The 17601-nt window shown below is 61.2% G+C and carries 12 protein-coding genes; 7 read left to right on the top strand and 5 right to left on the bottom strand.

Annotation, left to right across the window (positions count from 1 at the left end; all coding sequences use genetic code 11):
• Positions 1-23 precede the first annotated feature (23 nt).
• On the top strand, positions 24-2819 hold the full coding sequence (polA, locus tag ACR0JA_RS18305) for a DNA polymerase I (RefSeq protein WP_480578225.1): 2796 nt from the start codon (positions 24-26) through the stop codon (positions 2817-2819).
• Positions 2820-2861: 42 nt separating this feature from the next.
• On the opposite strand, the gene ACR0JA_RS18300 is transcribed toward polA, so the two are convergent.
• The gene (locus ACR0JA_RS18300; RefSeq protein ID WP_480578222.1) at positions 2862-3092 is read right to left on the bottom strand and encodes a DUF2798 domain-containing protein; all 231 of its coding nucleotides are present in this window, start codon (positions 3090-3092) and stop codon (positions 2862-2864) included.
• Positions 3093-3162: 70 nt separating this feature from the next.
• On the bottom strand, positions 3163-3921 hold the full coding sequence (locus ACR0JA_RS18295; protein WP_480578219.1) for a hydroxypyruvate isomerase family protein: 759 nt from the start codon (positions 3919-3921) through the stop codon (positions 3163-3165).
• Between the two features lie 174 nt (positions 3922-4095).
• Here ACR0JA_RS18295 and ACR0JA_RS18290 point away from each other — a divergent pair, with 174 nt between their 5' ends.
• A complete protein-coding gene (locus ACR0JA_RS18290; RefSeq protein WP_480578216.1) occupies positions 4096-5040 on the top strand; it encodes a DMT family transporter in 945 nt (314 codons plus the stop codon).
• On the opposite strand, the gene ACR0JA_RS18285 is transcribed toward ACR0JA_RS18290, so the two are convergent.
• Positions 5037-5618, bottom strand: a complete 582-nt coding sequence (locus ACR0JA_RS18285; RefSeq protein ID WP_480578213.1) for a DUF1285 domain-containing protein — start codon at positions 5616-5618, stop codon at positions 5037-5039. The two genes, ACR0JA_RS18290 and ACR0JA_RS18285, sit on opposite strands and share 4 nt — an antisense overlap.
• A gap of 64 nt (positions 5619-5682) precedes the next feature.
• Here ACR0JA_RS18285 and ACR0JA_RS18280 point away from each other — a divergent pair, with 64 nt between their 5' ends.
• The 5 genes from ACR0JA_RS18280 (at position 5683) to ACR0JA_RS18260 (ending at position 14625) form a co-directional block, all read left to right on the top strand.
• The gene (locus tag ACR0JA_RS18280; RefSeq protein ID WP_480578211.1) at positions 5683-6690 is read left to right on the top strand and encodes an AAA family ATPase; all 1008 of its coding nucleotides are present in this window, start codon (positions 5683-5685) and stop codon (positions 6688-6690) included.
• The gene (locus ACR0JA_RS18275) at positions 6687-7562 is read left to right on the top strand and encodes a DUF58 domain-containing protein (RefSeq protein ID WP_480578207.1); all 876 of its coding nucleotides are present in this window, start codon (positions 6687-6689) and stop codon (positions 7560-7562) included. The genes ACR0JA_RS18280 and ACR0JA_RS18275 overlap by 4 nt, the downstream gene beginning before the upstream one ends.
• The gene (locus ACR0JA_RS18270; protein ID WP_480578204.1) at positions 7559-10321 is read left to right on the top strand and encodes a DUF4159 domain-containing protein; all 2763 of its coding nucleotides are present in this window, start codon (positions 7559-7561) and stop codon (positions 10319-10321) included. Before ACR0JA_RS18275 ends, ACR0JA_RS18270 begins: the two co-directional genes overlap by 4 nt.
• Positions 10318-12360: a hypothetical protein gene (locus ACR0JA_RS18265; RefSeq protein ID WP_480578201.1), complete on the top strand. Its 2043-nt coding sequence runs from the start codon at positions 10318-10320 to the stop codon at positions 12358-12360. Before ACR0JA_RS18270 ends, ACR0JA_RS18265 begins: the two co-directional genes overlap by 4 nt.
• A 66-nt stretch (positions 12361-12426) precedes the next feature.
• Entirely contained in the window at positions 12427-14625 is a 2199-nt protein-coding gene (locus ACR0JA_RS18260) for a response regulator (protein ID WP_480578198.1), read from the top strand.
• A gap of 92 nt (positions 14626-14717) precedes the next feature.
• On the opposite strand, the gene yaaA is transcribed toward ACR0JA_RS18260, so the two are convergent.
• Together yaaA and recQ are read right to left on the bottom strand one after the other, a co-directional pair.
• Complete coding sequence (yaaA, locus tag ACR0JA_RS18255) at positions 14718-15488, bottom strand: peroxide stress protein YaaA (RefSeq protein ID WP_480578195.1); 771 nt, start codon at positions 15486-15488, stop codon at positions 14718-14720.
• 33 nt (positions 15489-15521) lie between these two features.
• On the bottom strand, positions 15522-17561 hold the full coding sequence (recQ, locus tag ACR0JA_RS18250) for a DNA helicase RecQ (RefSeq protein WP_480578192.1): 2040 nt from the start codon (positions 17559-17561) through the stop codon (positions 15522-15524).
• Positions 17562-17601: the final 40 nt, after the last annotated feature.

Below are 17601 nucleotides of genomic sequence, written 5' to 3'. Positions count from 1 at the left end.
CCTGACCGACAGGGAGAACGCGCATGAGCAGTTTCGGAAAAGGGTGTCATCTGCATCTGATCGATGGATCGGCCTTTATCTTTCGGGCCTATCACGCGCTGCCACCTCTGACGCGAAAATCCGACGGGCTGCCGATCGGGGCGGTGTCGGGCTTTTGCAACATGCTGCAAAAATACGTCGAAGGGAACGAAGGGCCAGACGCGCCGACCCATGTAGCGGTGATCTTCGACAAGGGCTCGCACACGTTCCGCAACGACCTCTATGATCTCTACAAGGCCAATCGTGAGGCGATGCCAGAGGATTTGCGTCCGCAGATGCCGCTGACCCGCGAGGCAACGAAAGCGTTCAATATCGCCTGCAAAGAGCTTGAAGGGTATGAAGCCGACGACATCATCGCCACGCTGGCCGTGCAGGCGCGCGAAGCGGGCGGGCGTGTGACCATCGTCAGCTCTGACAAGGACCTAATGCAGTTGGTCGGCGACGGGGTCGAGATGCTGGATGCGATGAAGAACAAGCGCATCGACCGCGATGGTGTGTTCGATAAATTCGGAGTGGGCCCGGAACGTGTGGTCGATGTGCAGGCGCTGGCCGGGGACAGTGTCGATAACGTGCCAGGCGCGCCGGGGATTGGGGTCAAGACCGCGGCCCTTCTGATCAACGAATACGGCGATCTGGAAACGTTGCTGGACCGTGCCGAAGAGATCAAGCAGCCCAAGCGCCGCCAGACGCTGATCGAAAAGCGCGACCAGATCGAACTGTCGAAAAAGCTGGTGCAGCTGGACGAAAATACACCGCTGGATTTCACGCTGGACGATCTTGAGGTGAAAGACCCTGAGCCGGACACGTTGATGGGCTTTCTGGCCGAGATGGAATTCCGAACACTCACCAAGCGCATTGCCGACAAGCTGGGCGTTGACTCGCCTGTCATCCCCGAAGCGCCCGCTGCTCAGGCAGAGCCCGAATCCGAGGTCATTCCATTTGATGCTTCGAAATATGAATGCGTTCGGGATGCGGACGCGCTGCAAAAATGGATCGATCAGGCGTATGAGCGTGGTTGGATCGCCGTGGATACCGAAACCACCGGACTGAACGAGATGATCGCCGATCTGGTTGGCATATCACTGTGCGTTGAGCCGGGCGAGGCGTGTTACATCCCGTTGATTCATCGTGAAAGCGCAACGGATGATCTGTTCGGAACCGACGCGCTGGCCGAGGGGCAGATGCCACTGGAACAGGCTCTGGACCTGTTAAGACCGATGTTTGAGGATCCGTCGATCCTCAAGATCGGGCAGAACATGAAATACGATGCCAAGATATTTGCCCGCTACGGAGTAGATGTCGCGCCCATCGATGACACGATGCTGATGTCTTATGCGATGCATGGCGGCGAGCACGGACATGGCATGGATGCCCTCTCCGAGCGGTATCTGAGTCACACGCCGATCCCGATCAAACCGTTGCTGGGTTCGGGTAAGTCGGCGATCACCTTCGACAAGGTTCCGATTGACGAGGCGACCGCTTATGCGGCCGAGGACGCGGATATCACGCTGCGCCTGTGGCAACTGTTCAAGCCGCAACTGCATCAGGTTCAGGTGACAACGGTTTATGAAACGCTTGAACGTCCGTTGGTGCCCGTTCTCAAAGAAATGGAGATGCACGGCATCAAGGTCGACCGTGATGTCCTCAGCCGGATGTCGAACGCGTTCGCGCAGAAAATGGCCGGGTTAGAGACTGAAATCCACGAACTGGCGGGTGAGAATTTCAATGTAGGATCGCCCGCGCAGCTGGGCGAGATTTTGTTCGACAAGATGGGGCTTGAAGGCGGCAAGAAGGGCAAGACCGGGAAATACTCGACTGGCGCGGATATTCTGGAAGACCTTGCAACCGAACACGAACTGCCCCGCCGGGTGTTGGACTGGCGGCAGTTGTCGAAATTGAAATCGACCTACACGGACGCGCTGCAGACGCATATCAACCCGGACACGGGCCGGGTGCATACGTCTTACGCGATCACCGGGGCGAACACCGGGCGCTTGGCCTCGACCGATCCGAATCTGCAGAACATCCCGGTGCGAACCGAGGAAGGCCGCCGCATTCGCGAGGCGTTCATCGCCGAACCGGGCAATGTACTTGTCAGTCTCGATTACAGCCAGATTGAGCTGCGCATTCTGGCGCATATCGCGGATATTTCGGCTCTGAAACAGGCGTTCTCCGATGGTCTGGACATTCATGCCATGACCGCATCCGAAATGTTTGACGTGCCGCTGGACGAGATGACGCCTGATATCCGCCGTCAGGCCAAGGCGATCAACTTTGGTGTGATCTACGGCATCTCAGGCTTTGGTCTGGCGCGCAACCTGCGCATTCCACGGGCCGAAGCGCAGGGGTTCATCGACCGCTATTTCGAGCGTTTTCCGGGCATTCGCCGATACATGGATGACACCGTCGCCTTTGCCATAGAGCATGGCTATGTGCAGACGCTGTTCGGACGCAAAATCCATACGCCCGAGATCAATGCCAAGGGGCCGCATGCAGGCTTTTCGCGCCGGGCTGCGATCAACGCTCCGATTCAAGGAACGGCGGCGGATGTGATCCGGCGCGCGATGGTGCGGATGCCAGATGCCATCGAGGGGTTGCCCGCAAAGATGCTGTTGCAGGTTCATGACGAATTGCTGTTCGAAGTCGCCGAGGACGCGGTGGATCAAGTGATAGGAGTGGCGCGGGACGTGATGGAAGGTGCGTCCGACCCGGCCGTAAAGCTGGATGTGAAGCTGAGCGTGGATGCGGGGCAGGGCGCCAACTGGGCCGAGGCGCACTAGCGGCGCTGCTCATCAGGCCCGCCGGGCCCTCTTCGCAGCGGGTCAGTCCTGCGGCCTGACCAGACGCCCGACCAGCCGTTTCACCGCCGGGCCGCAGGTCAGCAGGACCACAAAGGCGATCGGCCAGCAAAACACCCAGGACGCCATCCAGTCCGCCAGCGTCGACGGGCCCAATCCAACCGCTTTCAGCGTCGCGATCCCGGTGACGATGCAGGACATAAAGCCGGACATGATCAGGCCGAACAGGGCTTGGGCATAGCGGTTGGGTATCATCCTTGGAATCCTTGCGATCTGATTGCCCCCATGTGCGGGAAATTGGCGCGTTTTTCCAGTAAGGATACTGTTACCGAGCTGCGTACCAGTCCAGCGAGGCGATGGTTTGCGCGGTCGAAGGTGTGTATTCGGCGCTGACCCAACCGGAATAGCCGCTATCATCCATGGCCTGAAACAGTTGGGCAAAATCGGTTCGCCCACGACCGGGTTCCGACCTGTCGGGCGCTGATCCGATCTGCGCATGCACGACCTTCGAACGATATTGATCCCATATCCGCTGCGCGTCGCCGTGGATCATTTCGGCGTGGAAACTGTCATATTGCAGCCCGACATTGGGCCGATCGACCCGGTCCAGAACTTCCGCCGCCAGTTCGTAATCGTTCAGAAAGTAATCGGGCTGTGACACCGGGTTGAGCGGTTCGATCGTAAAACGCTGGGCAGGAGCGTGATCAGCGGCCCATTGCAGGTTTCGCACAAAGCAGTCGAAAGCGTCAGGTCCCGACGCCTTGCCCGACATGACGTGGATCAGACCGGGCCGCAGGACCTGCGCGTATCGCAGGACGCGGCGGATATCGGTCTGAAACCGCGCCTCGCCGCCCGGCACCGCGGCAAACCCGGGCTCTCCGCCGGTATAATTGGGGGGCGGTGCGTTGATCAGAACCAGTTCCAACCCGTTGGCCAACAGGGCGCGGCGGGTCTCCTTCGCGGCAAGGTCATAGGGGAACAGAATCTCGACCGCGTCAAAGCCTGCCTGCGCGGCGGCGGCGAACCGGTCGAGGTAAGGTAGCTCGGCAAAAAGCAGCGAGATATTTGCGGCAAATCTGGGCATGCGGGGCTTTCTTGATCCGTGGCCCGAGCTTAGCCGCAGGCCGTTTTGTGCAAAAGAGACAGAAAACGACAGATTGTCGAAAATCGACCAGATCGGCCGACCGCGATCGGCGACGGTGCTGGAAATGCGGCGAATCAATTTTTGTGCGCCGTTTCAGCAGAAGGTCTGACTTCGATGGCGATGAGCCCTGACCCCGTTCGCGGGACCACAATCGGTTTGTCTGGTGGACGCAGTTCCGCCTTGACCGGCAACGGGCTGGCGGTTGCCTCGATGCTGACCTGGGCAGCGGGTTTTCCGGCGGCAGAGATCCTGTTGCAAACCTGGCCTCCGGTGGCATTGCTGCTGGCGCGGTTGGCGCTGTTTGTGGTTGTCATGGTCCCAATCTGGTTTTTGATCGATGGCCCGCGCCGCGTTCTGTCCGCGCGTTGGGGGCACGCGCTGAAAGTGGGCGGGATTGGCATGGGTCTGGGCATGCTTCTGCTGATTGTGGCCCAAAAGCTGACCGATCCGGTGACCGTGGCGATTATCGCATCCTGCGCACCGCTGGTGGCGACGTTGCTGGAACTTGCTGCAGGCACGCGGCGCTTGCGTTGGAACTTTGCGCTGGGCGTTCTTGTGTCGATTGTCGGAGGCGTGATCGCCACCAGTGCGCTGGCGCCGGCCCAGTTGGGGCTGGGTGCGCTGTGCGTGGTCGCCTCGACAGCGCTGTTTTGCTGGGCCAGCATGGCGACGGCCCGCGATTTCCCTGAACTCAGCGTGATCGGACGGACCACGATTACCTTCACCGGAGGACTGGTGATGGCTGCGGTGCTGGTCTTTTCATCGGCGCAGCTGGGTATCGAGGTCATGCCCGCGACGGCCTTCGATGCACAGCAGGCCGGTATGCTGGCGATTTATGCGTTGGTTGCCATGGGTTTCAGTCAGATTCTGTTCATTTCATCCGTGGGTCGGTTGGGTGTGGCGCTGACCTCATTTCACATCAACATCGCGCCATTCTACGTGATGGTCATCATGGTTGTGTTGGGTGAAGACTGGAACTGGACTCGCGCCCTGGGCGCAGGCATCGTGGCATTTGCCGTTGTTCTGGCGCAGGAGCGCCCGGCGCGGAAAGTGGCCTAGTCGCCCTGCATCTGGTCCGAAGCAATCAGGCGAAAAAATACGCCACCCGACCAGACACCGAACCATCCGTCATGATGCGTCCCAGCCTCCACAAGTCGGTAAGATGTCTTGCGATCCAGGCGTGCCTCAAGGTCTGCGCGAACCAGAATGTAGGTCGACGGCTCTTCTGTTTCCGGATCGATGACAATTCGCAACGGGTGGTCCGCCCCCGCGAGTGCTGTATCGCCCACTTGCGTGGTGAATGTCAGCATCTGCCTGTCTCCGGTTCCTGCCTGATCAAAGTCGACGGCCACAAAAGGCGCGTCTTCGACGGTGATTCCCACTTTCTCAACCGGGGTGACCAGAAAGTATTTCCCGTCTTCTTTCTTAAGAATTGAGGAAAATAGCTTTACCAACTCGAACCGGGTGATCGGCGACCCTAAATAAGACCAGCGACCATCTTTTGCGATCTTGATGTCCAGATCGCCGCAAAACGGGGGATTCCATTGCTCAACAGGCGGTAAACCAGTCGTTTTGGCCTCGTTGAGCGATGCCGCCAGCCCGTCAGGCGAGGGTTTCACAGGGATTTGTCCGCTCATTGCTTTTGCCATTTCCTGTCAGCGCGATACACTTCAACCATAACAGTCCACGGAAGGGAACCTCATGTCCGAACCAGCCGAGCTTGTCGCCGAGATCGAGGCGCTGGAAAACAAGCTTCAAGAGGCAAAATCCTCGATCACGCGCCGCTTTATCGGGCAAGAGAGGGTCGTGGACCTGACGCTGACCGCATTGTTGTGCGGTGGACATGCGCTGTTGATCGGTCTGCCGGGTTTGGGCAAGACGCGACTGGTCGAGACATTGTCGACCGTGATGGGGCTGCATGGCAATCGCATCCAGTTCACGCCGGATCTGATGCCCGCTGATATTCTGGGGTCCGAAGTGCTGGATACCGCTGATGACGGCAGCCGCCATTTCCGCTTTATCTCCGGTCCGATTTTCTGCGAGTTGCTGATGGCGGATGAGATCAACCGCGCCAGCCCCCGTACGCAATCAGCGCTGTTGCAGGCGATGCAGGAACGCACGATCACCGTAGCGGGCGAAGACCGTTCGCTGGGGGTTCCGTTCCATGTTCTGGCAACGCAGAACCCCATCGAACAGGAAGGAACCTATCCGCTGCCCGAAGCGCAGTTGGACCGTTTCCTTGTGCAGATCGATGTCGAATACCCCGATCGCCAGACCGAGCGCGATATTCTGCTGGCCACCACAGGTGTCGAAGAGGACGAAGCGCATCAGATTTTCACCAAAGACGAATTGCTGGCGGCACAGGTCCTGCTGCGCCGCATGCCGGTGGGTGAATCGGTTGTCGAACTGATCCTCGATCTGGTCCGCGCCTTCCGCCCGGATGAGCCCGGCGCGTCCGAGCGGGTTGCCGAAACCGTGGCCTGGGGCCCGGGTCCGCGCGCGGCGCAGGCGTTGATGATGACCGTCAGGGCGCGGGCGATGCTGCAGGGGCGGCTGGCCCCCAATGCCGAGGATGTCCTGGATATGGCCCGTCCCGTTCTTAGCCACCGGATGGCGTTGAACTTTGCCGCACGGGCGCGGGGCGACAGCCTGTCTGAACTCATCGACTCCACAGCTGCCGGGCTGGTCCGGACCGAGGCCGCGGCGTGAATGCCGCGCTGACCCTTCGCGAAAGGTCCGAGGCCGAGGCATCCCGGCTACCGCCGCTCTTGGCGCGGGCCGAGCATTTGGCAGGGACTGTCTTGCTGGGCGATCACGGTCGCCGTCGCGCCGGGTTGGGCGATGATTTCTGGCAATACCGCCCGGCTCAGATTGGTGACAGTCGCCGTTTGATCGATCACCGTCGGTCGGCGCGCGGAGATCAGCAATTTGTGCGCGAACGCGAATGGCAGATTGCGCAATCCATTATGCTGTGGGTCGATCAAGGGGCCTCGATGCGGTTTGCGTCGGAAAAGACCCTGCCGACCAAGGCGGACCGGGCGCGCCTGCTTGGCCTGTCGACCGCGATCCTGCTGGTGCGCGGCGGCGAGCGCGTCGGCCTGACCGGAACAACCTTGCCGCCGCGCCGTGGAAACGCGCAGATCGTGCGTCTGGCTGATGCGTGGTCCGAGGATTCCGAAGCCGATTACGCGCCACCCGAGCACAAGGCAATGATCCCGCATTCCCGCGCGGTTTTCATTTCGGACTTTCTGGGACCGCTGGACGAGGTTGAACTGGCGTTGACCAAAGCGGCCGACCGCGGCGTGCGCGGTGTGCTGCTTCAAGTGCTGGACCCCAGCGAAGAAGCCTTTCCCTATCGCGGACGCACCATTTTCGAAAGCGTCGGCGGCACCACCCGTCATGAAACGCTGAAGGCCGGGGATCTGCGCGACCGCTATCTGGACCGCCTTGCCCGGCGCAAGGACGCGCTGTCCTCGCTTTGCCGTGCGACCGGCTGGCAAATGGGCCTGCACCACACGGTTGAAAGCCCACAGAACGCGCTGTTGTGGCTCTACCGGGCGTTGGACGGGGGAACACGATGACGGTTCTTGCGGGCATCGGCTTTACCGCGCCATGGGTGCTGCTGGGTCTTCTGACCCTGCCGATCCTATGGCTGATCCTGCGCGCGGTCCCGCCTGCGCCGATCCGACGGTTGTTCCCGGCGGTGACGCTGCTGTTGGGACTGAAAGACGACGAAAGCGTCTCGGACCGGACGCCGTGGTGGCTGCTGTTGCTGCGGATGCTGGCGGCGGCAGCGATCATCATCGGGTTGGCCGGTCCGGTCCTGAACCCCTCACGCGATCAGACTGGATCCGGACCGCTGTTGCTGGTGCTGGATGCCAGCTGGGCGGGCGCGACCCGGTGGCCAACCGTTCTGGATCAGATCGACGCGCAACTGACCGAGGCTGGCCGTGCAGGCCGCCCGGTTTCGATCCTGCGTTTGACCGAACCCGAGGCTCCGATCTTTCAGGCCGCCGAAGCCTGGCGCGGGCGATTGCCAGGTCTGACACCGCAAGCGTGGCAACCGACCCAAGCGCAGGTTGCACAGTCAATTCAGGCTCTAACTCAGGTCGAAGGCGGCTTTGACACCCATTGGTTCAGCGACCGATTGAACTATCCCGGCCATGATCAGGTGCTTGCGGCGTTGCAAGCGCGCGGCGATGTGACGGTTTATCGGGCGGCGGCTTCGGTGACGGCGCTCTTGCCCGCAGCTTATCAGGACGGTGTCATTCAATTGAGCGCAACGCGGGCCGAACCCGGCCCTGCGGCAGGCGTCACTGTCTTGGCACAGGGCCGCGACCCTGCGGGCACGATGAGGGTGCTGCAATCGGTCGAAATGGCATTCGAAGACGGCGCGACACAGGCGCAAATTGATCTGGCACTGCCCTCGGAACTGCGTGCCCGGATCACCCGGTTCGAGATACAGGGGCAGCGATCCGCCGGGGCGATCACGTTGACCGATGACAGCCTGCGCCGACGCGAGGTGGCGCTGATTGCCGGAACGCTCAATCGCGAAGGGTTGGAACTGCTATCGCCGCTGCACTATCTGACCCAGGTTCTGAGCCCGACCGCAGATTTTGTGGATGGTGGGCTGCTGGAAGTTCTGCCCGCCAACCCGGATGTGATTGTATTGGCGGATGTGGCAACGCTGGCCGACAGCGAAGAGGCGGCATTGGTCGATTGGGTTGAACAGGGCGGGTTGTTACTGCGTTTTGCTGGCCCCCGCATGGCCGCCAGCGATCTTGGTCGTGACGAAGAGGACATTCTGCTGCCCGTGCGCCTGCGCAGCGGTGGCCGGTCGGTCGGCGGTGCGATGAGCTGGGGCGAGGCCAAGGGGCTGGCCCCCTTCACCGAGACCTCGCCGTTCTTTGGGCTGCGCATCCCGGCGGATGTAAGCGTGACAACGCAAGTCATGGCGCAACCGGACCCCGATCTGGCGGATCGGGTGATCGCCTCGCTTTCGGACGGTACGCCGCTGGTTACGCGCAAGGCCCTTGGGCTGGGGCAGGTTGTGTTGTTCCATGTGACAGCCGATGCAGAATGGTCCAGCGTTCCGCTGTCAGGGCTGTTCGTTGAGATGCTGGATCGTCTTGCGGTCGCCTCGGCGGCGAAATCACGACAGCAAGAGCAATTGCAAGGCACCACGTGGGAGCCGATACAGATTCTGGACGGGTTCGGAACCCTGTCTGATGCGGGCAGCCTGCCCGGCGTTGACGGTGCGCAATTGATCGGCGGAGAAATCGGGCCTGAACTGCGCCCAGGGTTGTACGAAAGCGGCAAGGAAAAGCTGGCCCTGAACGTCTTGTCCGAAGGTGCGGTGCTGAACCCTGCGGTCTGGCCGCCCGACGTGCCGATCAAAGGGCAGGAGGTCAGCACAGAAACTCCGATTGGCGGACTGTTGTTGAGCCTTGCGCTGATCTTGTTGACGGTGGATGTACTCGCCTCGCTTGCCTTGTCAGGTCGGCTTGGCCTCGCACGGGCGGCAGCGGTTGCGCTGGGCGCGCTGTTGATCGTGCCAGAGGCACGGGCGCAGAACGCTGACGACATCGACTTTGCCTTGAACGCCACGCATGAGTTGGTTCTGGCCCATGTTCTGACCGGCAATCGCGAGGTCGACGATATCGCGCTGGCCGGGATGCGCGGACTGGCGCAGACGTTGCACTTCCGGACCTCGGTGGAACCTGCCGACCCGATTGGCGTTGATCTGGAACGGGATGAGCTTGCCTTTTTCCCGCTGCTCTATTGGCCGATCACACCGGATCAGCCGCAGCCGTCGGTCGAAGCCTATGCAAAGCTCAATACCTATCTGCGCTCGGGCGGCATGATCCTGTTCGATACGCGCGACGCCGATATCGCCGAATTTGGTGCATCGAGCCCCAATGGCCGCAAATTGCAGCAACTCGCAGCGCCCCTGAATATCCCCTCGTTAGAGCCTGTTCCGAATGACCACGTGCTGACCCGGGCATTCTATCTGCTACAGGATTTCCCGGGCCGCTATGCTGGCGCAGGCGTCTGGGTGGAATCCGCGCCGCTGGATGCGGAACAGATCGAAGGGATGCCGTTCCGCAATCTCAACGACAACGTCACGCCGGTCGTCATTGGTGGCAATGACTGGGCTGGGGCCTGGGCAGTTGACCGCAATGGACAGGCGTTGTTGCCGGTTGGGCGCGGCTATGCGGGCGAGCGGCAGCGCGAGCTTGCCAACCGATTTGGCGTAAATCTGGTGATGCACGTCCTGACCGGGAACTATAAGTCCGATCAGGTCCACGTGCCCGCCCTTCTGGACAGGCTGGGACAATGACAGGAACCGTCATCTTCGATCCACTGGTCCCCTGGCCGCTGTTGCTGGCTGTTGCCGCGCTTGCGGTCAGCGGCGTGGTCTTGGCCTTGTGGCGCGGCTTATCGGGTTGGGCCCTGCGCGGGCTTGCGGCCCTGGTTGTGCTTGCCGCGCTGTCCGGTCCGGTCTATCAGGTCGAGGATCGCGCTCCGCTGACCGATATCGTCCTGATGATCGAGGATCAAAGCGCCAGCCAAACCCTGTCGGACCGTGCCGAGCAGACCCGGCAGACCGCTGATGATCTGGCCGCCCGGATCGAGGCGCGCGACAACACCGAACTGCGCCGTATCCAGGTGGGTGATGGTGACGGCGACGAAGGTACTCAGGTGATGGCCGCGGTGAACGAGGCGCTGGCCGAAGAGCCACGCGCCCGGATCGCCGGTATTCTGGTGATCTCGGATGGGTTGGTGCACGACGTTGATCAGGCCCCGGATCTGCCTGCGCCGATGCATCTGCTGCAGACCGGCCGGGCCGAGGACTGGGATCGCAGGCTGATCGTCCGCAACGCCCCGGCCTTTGCCATTATTGGCGAACCGATCACGCTGACCTTGCGGGTGGAAGACAGCGGTGCGGCCCCGGTTGGGGCAGCCAACGCACCGCTGGAGATATCGGTGGACGGGGCCGCGCCCGAACGGTTCACGATCCCCATCGGAGTGGATGTCGAACTGCCGGTCGTGTTGCCCCATGGCGGGCGCAATGTCATCCAGTTCTCGGTCCCGCAGGCCGAGGGAGAGCTGACCGACCGCAACAACACGGCTCTGATCCAGATGAACGGCGTGCGCGACCGTCTGCGTGTGCTGCTGGTCTCGGGTGAGCCGCATCCGGGTGGCCGCACATGGCGAAACCTGCTGAAATCCGACAGTTCCGTTGATCTGGTGCATTTCACCATCCTGCGCCCCCCTGAGAAACAGGATGGGGTGCCGGTGGACGAATTGTCGCTTATTGCCTTCCCGACGCGCGAGCTGTTTCTGGAAAAGATCAACGATTTCGACCTGATCATCTTTGACCGCTACAAGCGGCGTGGCATTCTGCCCGCGATCTACCTGGACAACGTCACCAACTACATCAACGACGGCGGCGCTGTGCTGGTCGCGGCCGGGCCGGACTTTGCAACCGCCGACAGCATCTTTCGGTCGCCGCTGGCTTCGATGCTGCCTGCACAGCCCACCGCGCGCGTGATCGAAGAGCGGTTTGTGCCTATGGTGACCGATTTGGGTCACAGGCACCCGGTTTCCACTGATCTGGGCACGTCCGAAGACTGGGGCGCATGGTTGCGGCAGATCGATGTCAAACACCGCTCGGGCGAGGTATTGATGACCGGTGTCGACGAGCGTCCGCTATTGGTTCTGGACCGCGTGGGCGAAGGGCGTGTGGCACTGTTGGCCTCGGATCATGCCTGGCTGTGGAGCCGTGGATTTGAAGGCGGTGGCCCCCAGTTGGAGTTGCTGCGCCGATTGGCTCATTGGATGATGAAGGAACCCGAGCTGGAAGAAGAGGCACTGTGGGCCGAGGCCAACGGTCAATCCATGCGCATCATCCGTCAGACACTGGGTGATGAGGTCGGGCCGGTGACCGTGACGCGCCCCAACGGTGAAACGCTTGATGTCGAGCTGCGCGAGGTTTCTCCGGGTCGGTTCGAGGCTCTGTATGTGGGACCCGAAATCGGTCTCTATCGCTTGCAAGAAGGCGATCATTCCGCGGTGATCGGCTTGGGTCCCGCCGCCCCGAAAGAGTTCGAGCGGACCATTGCAACGGACGAGATTCTGAACCCGGCGCTGTCCAGTCTGCGCGGCGGTGCTATCCGCGTCGAAGAGGGCCTGCCCACCCTGCGCAATGTGCGTGCCGGGCGGCCTGCAGCAGGTCGGGGGTGGATCGGGTTGACCCCGCGCGATGCCTATGAAACCCGCGATGTTACACAGGCGGGGCTGCTGCCGCCCTGGCTGGCGCTGCTGCTGGCCGGTGGCTTCCTGGTCGCAGGTTGGCTGCGCGAGGGACGCCGCTAAGCGCTTAAGCACTTTTTCACGCTCTGTCGGGATGCTGGGTCCAGTTTGTTCTGGGACCCGTGATTGATGAGCATTGCAGAAAAACTTGCCCAGGAGCGGCGCGCGCGCCTTGCCGCCGAACGGCTGTTGCAGTTGAAACAGGCCGAGTTGTCGGCAGCGAACCAGAAACTCGGTCGCCACGCCATTGCGCTGACCCGCCAGATCGGAGAGACGCAGGCCGAAGTGGAAACCGTGCGTGGCGAGAACGAAAAGGTCAAATCCGACCTGACCGTCGCCAACGCCAAGATCGAGGTTGCCGAACGCCGCCTGTGGCATTCGATCCAGACCATTCAGGACGGGTTCGCCTTTTTCGATGGCGACAGCAACCTGATCAGCGCCAACGCTGCGTATCTCAGCGTGTTTGAGGGGCTGGACGAGGTTGCGCCCGGCATTTCCTACCACCGCATTCTGGAAATCTTGACCGCTGAAGGGATCGTCGATATCGGAGACGACTCCTGTGCCGATTGGCGGAACAGAATGCGGCTGCGATGGGATCGCCCGAATCCGGACCCGGTCGTCATACAGCTGTGGAATGGTCAGTACATCCGTCTGATCGATCAGCGCGGGCCCGACGGTGATGTGGTCAGCCTGGCGCTGAACATCACATCCTCGGTTCGGCACGAGGCCGAGCTGCGCGCGGCGCGTGAAAGGGCCGAGGCAGCCAATCGCGCCAAATCCGCTTTTCTGGCGAATATGAGCCACGAGATACGCACTCCGATGAACGGGATTGTCGGCATGACCGAGCTGCTGACGGAAACGCCGCTGGACGATGAACAACGGCTTTATGTCAACACGATCCGCAACTCGGGCGAGGCGCTGTTGGTCATTATCAACGACGTTCTGGACTATTCCAAGATCGAGGCCGACAAGCTGGCGCTGCACCCTGAACAGTTCGATCTGGAGCGCTGCATTCTTGAGGTTGCCATGCTGTTGCAACCCAGCGTCCGCGACAAGGGGCTGACTCTGCTGGTGGATTACGACCTGTTCCTGCCGACCCTGTTTTTTGGCGACCCCGGCAGGGTGCGTCAGATTCTGACCAATCTGGTGGGCAATGCGGTCAAATTCACCTCGGATGGTCACGTGCTGATCCGCGTCACGGGTGTTCCCAATTCCGACAGGCAAAGCTGCGACATCCACGTCGCCATCGAAGATAGCGGTATCGGGATCGACGCAGATAAGATTTCGCATATTTTTGGCGAGTTCAATCAGGTCGAGGATGAACGCAACCGCCAATTCGAGGGCACCGGGCTTGGGCTGGCGATTACCAAACGACTGATCACAATGATGGGCGGCACTGTTTGGGTGGAAAGCGAGCCTGGGACCGGGTCCTGTTTTGGCTTCCGCATCACGCTTCCAACCGCCGAGGGTCCACAGCCCGTGCCGCCCAACCTGACCGACCGGCTGCGCAATGTGGTGGTGGTCGAGGATCTGGAAGTGAACCGCGCAATCCTGACCAAGCAGTTACGGCGACTGGGTTCACGGGTGACGGTTTGCGAGTCCGGCCGGGCAGCACTTGATGAGATCAACCAAAGCATTGATCTTGTGCTGTGCGATCAGGATCTGCCGGACATGGACGGGCTGGAACTGGCCAAAACCTTGCGAGAGAGGGGCTGGGTCGATCTGTCAATTGTTGTCATGTCGGCCAACCCCGGCCTGCTTCACGCAGACCCGGCCCATGATCTGATTGACGGGGTGTTGCAGAAACCAATCCCCAGATCCGAGCTTTACGCACGGTTGCTGGACCTTGGTGTGACGCAACCCCCGGAACCCTCGGCGGGTTTGGGCACGGAAAAGCCTGTTGACATGGCCCATCGGAAAATGCGCGTTTTGGCAGCCGAGGACAACCGAACCAACCAGCTGATCCTCAGGAAAATGACCAAGGACCTGAATATTGACCTCCGGTTTGCGGGCAACGGGATCGAGGCGGTCTCGGCCTATTCCGAATTCGAACCGGATTTGATTTTCATGGATATCTCGATGCCGAAAATGGACGGCAAACAGGCGACCGGAGAAATTCGACGGCTCGAGCTCGGCACAGACCGGAGCGTTCCGATCGTCGCCCTGACTGCGCATGCCATGGCAGGGGATGATCAGGGTATTCTGGCCGCCGGTCTGGATCACTATTTGACCAAGCCGCTGCACAAAACGCTGATCCACCAGATGATCCGGAACCATCAGCCGCGGGATGCTGCCGCTTTGGTTGCCGACGCACCATCGGACGACTAGGCGAAGTCGCGTTCAAAACAGATTGCACTAACGTCTCGGGCGCGGGCACGATTGGACCCCCCGCGCTTTTCGCTTGGTGCTGAGATACCGGGTCAGGCTTGGTAGGGGCGCACGAAGACCGGTTTGCCTGTTTCAGAAAGGTCGGGGCGGTATTCATAGCCGCCGCTGTCGAAATCCAGCAGAGCATTGGGGTCGGTCAGACGGTGTTGGATGATATACCGCGCCATCGCGCCGCGCGCCTTTTTGGCAAAGAAACTGACAACTTTGGGTGCGCCTGCCTTGTCTTCCATGAACACCGGGGTGACCACCTTCAACCGCAGCGCCTTCGGGGCAACGGCGCCGAAATATTCCTGGCTGGCGCAATTGACCAGTATTTCGCTGCCAATCTCCTGCGCTTGCGCATTCAGCGCCTTGCTGAGCTGATCGCGCCAATAGTCGTACAGGTTCTTCCCGCGACGGGTCTTCAGTTTGCTGCCCATCTCAAGCCGATAGGCCTGAATGGCATCCAGCGGGCGCAGAATGCCGTAGAGTCCGGACAATATGCGCAGGTGATCCTGCGCCCAGGCCATTTCCTCGGCGTCCAGCGATGCGGCTTCGAGCCCCTGATAGGTGTCACCTGCAAACGCCAGCGCAGCAGGCCGCGTGGCACCAGCCTCGGGCGCGTCCGAGAATACGCGGTATCTGTCGCGGTTCAGACGAGCCAGGTCATCGCTGAGATCCATGAGTTTTTTAAGGTCGCCCAGCGTCAGGTTGCGCGCGGTTTTCGACAGGCGGATGGCGTCGTCCTGAAAATCGGGTTGGGTCACTTCGACATCTCGTTCAGCCCAATCCAGCCGCTTGGCCGGGGAAATCACTACCAGCATATCCGCCCTCGTTCCTTGCCTGATGGGCCGTATCTAGCCCGCCTGACGCAGCACGTCCAGAAAGGCCGCGCCGAACCTTTCGTGACGGCGATCGTCCAGCAGCTTTTCGATCCCACGCGGGTCGTCGGGTCGCAACTGCGCGATTTTCGCCAGTTGCGAGGCAGAGCAGCTCAGCGGTTTGTCGATCCCTTCGGGGCCGCGCGACAGTTGAGACTGAACCTCAAGCAGACGGTCGTAAATCTCACCCTGATCGCGGCCCGCAAGCTTGCGGCGCGCCGGGTGAACAGCTTGAACCTCGCCCGCGATCACTTTCAGAAACGTAGCGCCATAGCGTTCCAGTTTCTTTGCACCAACACCGCCGATCCGGGCCATGTCGTCCAGCGTTGCAGGGCGGGTTTCAGCCATTTCGATCAGCGTGCGGTCGGGGAAGATCACATAGGCCGGAACCCGCGCGGATTCCGCCAACGCACGACGCTTGGCCTTGAGCGCCGAAAGCAGCGGAGCGTCCTCTTCAGACACCATGGCCTTGACCGCAGGTCTGCGGGTGGCCTTGCGGATCGTGTCCTTGCGCAGATCGATCTGCGCCTCACCCTTCAGGATCGGCTTTGCAGCTTCGGTCATACGCAATGCCCCGTGGCGGTCCGGGTCGGGACGGACCAGGTCGTGACCCATCATCTGCCGGAAAATCGCCTGCCATTGCGGGCGCGACCAGTCCTTGCCGATGCCCCAGGTGGACAGAGCGTCATGACGGCGGGCGCGAACCTTGTCGGTCTCATTGCCCAACAGGATGTCGATCAGATGACCTGCGCCGAACCACTCTTCGGTCCGCAGGATCGCGGACAGGGCCATGCGGACAGGCGTGGTACCGTCAAAGATTTCGGGTGGGTTGTCGCACAGATCGCATTTACCGCAAGGCTCGATCTGTTCGCCAAAATATCCCAGCAGGTTCTGACGGCGGCATTTCAGCGCTTCGGCCAGCCCAAGCAGCGCATTCAACCGTGCGTGATCAGCGATGCGGCGCTCGGATGGAGCCAAACCTTCGTCGATCTGCGAGCGGCGCAGACGGATGTCGTCGGGGCCAAACAACGTCAGAGTCTCGGCGGGGCCACCGTCACGGCCTGCACGGCCAATTTCCTGATAATACGCTTCGATCGATTTGGGCAGGTCCGCATGCGCGACCCATCGGATGTCGGGTTTGTCGATACCCATGCCAAAGGCCACGGTGGCGACCACGATCAGCCCGTCCTCGCGGGCAAAGCGGGTTTCGACAATGCGGCGATCCTCGGCCTCCATGCCGCCGTGATAGTGGCAGGCCGAATGGCCTTCGGCACGAAGCGCCTGCGCAAGAACCTCGGTCTTGTTGCGGGTGCCGCAATAGACGATGCCTGACTGGCCCTTGCGGGCACCGGCAAAGTCAAGAATCTGTTTGCGCGGCCCGTCCTTGGCGGCAAAAGCCAGATGAATGTTGGGCCGGTCGAAGCCGCGCAGAAACTTGCGCGGGGCGTTGCCATCGAACAGTTTCTCAACGATTTCATCCTGCGTTTCCGCATCCGCGGTGGCGGTAAACGCGGCCAGAGGCACGTTCAGCGCGCGCCGCAGCTCGCCGATCCGCAAATAGTCGGGGCGGAAATCGTGACCCCATTGGCTGACGCAATGGGCCTCATCCACAGCGATTAGGCCGACATTGATCCGGCGCAGCATCCCCAGAGCAGACCCTGCGGCCAGCCGTTCGGGCGCCATATAGAGCAGTTTCAGCCGACCCTGTTCCAAGGCGTCCCAGACCGCATCTGTTTCCTCGGGCGTGTTGCCTGACGTCAGAGCCCCGGCTTCGACGCCCGCCTCTTGCAGCCCGCGCACCTGATCGCGCATCAGTGCAATCAGCGGAGAGATGACCACCGTGACCCCATCGCGCAACAGCGCAGGCAGTTGGAAACACAAGGATTTACCGCCACCCGTCGGCATGATCGCCAGCACGTTCTCGCCTGCGGTCACGGCATCAACGATCTCTTCCTGCCCGGGGCGGAAGGCGTCGAATCCAAAGACATCTCGCAGCAACGGCGCGGAGTCGAACATATGCGGGCTGGCCCTGTTTTAAGATTTATCTGCTCTTAAA

The sequence above is a fragment of the Ruegeria sp. AM4 genome (assembly GCF_056540665.1).
This window is presented reverse-complemented; position numbering and strand designations above follow the sequence as displayed.